This window comes from Acidocella sp. C78 (genome assembly GCF_907164655.1).
In genome coordinates, this window is sequence record NZ_CAJQZK010000059.1 from 1 (window position 1) to 1702 (window position 1702).

Sequence of the window (1702 nt, forward strand, 5' to 3'; positions counted from 1 at the left end):
GCGGCAGACCTCGCTCGCCGGCCGGCCCTCGCGCACGAGGACGCCAGCACCTGGAGGGCGGCGATCAGGCCATCGCCGGTGGTGGCGAAATCGGCCAGGATGACGTGGCCGGACTGCTCGCCGCCGAGATTGAGCCCCTGCGCGCGCATGGTCTCGGCGACGTAGCGGTCGCCCACCGGGGTGCGGTGCAGCGCGAGGCCGAGGCCGCCGAGATAGCGTTCGAGGCCGAGATTGGACATCACGGTGGCGACGATGCCGCCGCCGGACAGCCGGCCATCGGCCTGGAAGGCGCGGGCGATCAGCGCCAGCACCTGGTCGCCATCGATGATCCGGCCGCGCTCGTCGGCGAGGATCACGCGGTCGGCATCGCCATCGAGGGCGACGCCGATATCGGCCCGGTGGCGCACCACCGCCGCCGACAGGGCGGAGGGAACGGTCGAGCCGCATTCGTGGTTGATGTTGAACCCGTCGGGGCTGACGCCGAGGGGGATCACTTCGGCGCCGAGTTCCCACAGCGCCGCCGGCGCCACCTTGTAGGCGGCGCCATTGGCGCAATCGAGCACGACGCGCAGACCGTCGAGCCGGAGGCCGCGCGGCAGGCTCGATTTCGCGGATTCGACGTAGCGGCCGGCGGCATCGACCAGGCGGGTGGCGCGGCCGAGCGCCGATGGGGCGGCGAGGCGGCCGGCGAGATCCTGCTCCATCAGCGCCTCGATCTCGGCCTCGACCTCGTCGGACAGCTTGGCCCCGTCAGGGCCGAACAGCTTGATCCCGTTATCCTCGAACGGGTTGTGCGAGGCGGAGATGACCACGCCGAGATCGGCGCGCAGGCTGCGGGTGAGCATGGCGATGGCCGGGGTGGGCAGCGGGCCGGCCAGCGTCACGTCCATCCCGGCGCCGATGAAGCCGGCGGTCAGCGCCGGTTCGAGCATGTAGCCGGACAGGCGGGTGTCCTTGCCGATGATGACCCGGTGGCGGTGATCGCCGCGGGTGAAGCGCAGCCCGGCGGCCTGACCGAGGCGAAGCGCGATCTCGGCCGTCATCGGCGCGGTGTTGGCGCGGCCGCGGATGCCGTCGGTGCCGAACAGGCGGCGTTTGGGGCGGGGCGGGATCTGGTTCATCGCGGATCGAAACCTTGCTGGAGCCTTGCGGCGGAATGACGCGGCGGCCGCACTATCCCAAGAGACGCGCCCGCGTCCAGTCAGGCGGCGGCGAGGGCCTGCCAGACGCGCAACGCCTGCACCGTGCGGGACATCGTGGACGCGGAGGATCGCCGCCCCCTGCCCGCGGCGAACAGGGCGGCGGCGATGGAGCCGGGATCGCGGCGGGCGGGGTCGGGCTCGGCGGCGAGTTCGCCGATGAAGCGCTTGCGCGAGACGCCGGCCAGGACCGGATGGCCGAGCGCGCGGAAGGACGGCAGGGCGCGCAGCAGCGCCACGTTCTGCGCGCCCTGCTTGGCGAAGCCGAAACCGGGGTCGAGCGCGATGGCGGCGGGCGCGACGCCGGCGGCCAGCGCGGCGTCGCGGGTGGCGGCAAGCTCGGCCAGGACATCGCGAGGAGATCGTCATAGACCGCCTGGGCGTTCATCGTCGCCGGGGTGCCGCGCATGTGCATCAGGATCACCGGGCAGCCGGCGGCGGCGACCAGTGGGGCGGCTTCGGGTCGTGGCGCAGGCCGGAGACGTCGTTGACGATGCGCGCCC

1 protein-coding gene and 1 pseudogene are annotated in these 1702 nt (G+C 73.2%); both read right to left on the minus strand.

Annotated elements, in window-relative coordinates; all coding sequences use genetic code 11:
* A pseudogene (glmM, locus tag ACIDOCELLA78_RS000000113090) lies at positions 1–1121 on the minus strand (phosphoglucosamine mutase); the annotation flags it as partial.
* Between the two features lie 80 nt (positions 1122–1201).
* Positions 1202–1546 carry a dihydropteroate synthase gene (locus tag ACIDOCELLA78_RS000000113095; RefSeq protein ID WP_307850974.1) on the minus strand — a complete coding sequence of 115 codons (345 nt, stop codon included), beginning with the start codon at positions 1544–1546 and terminating at the stop codon, positions 1202–1204.
* Between the last annotated feature and the right edge of the window lie 156 nt (positions 1547–1702).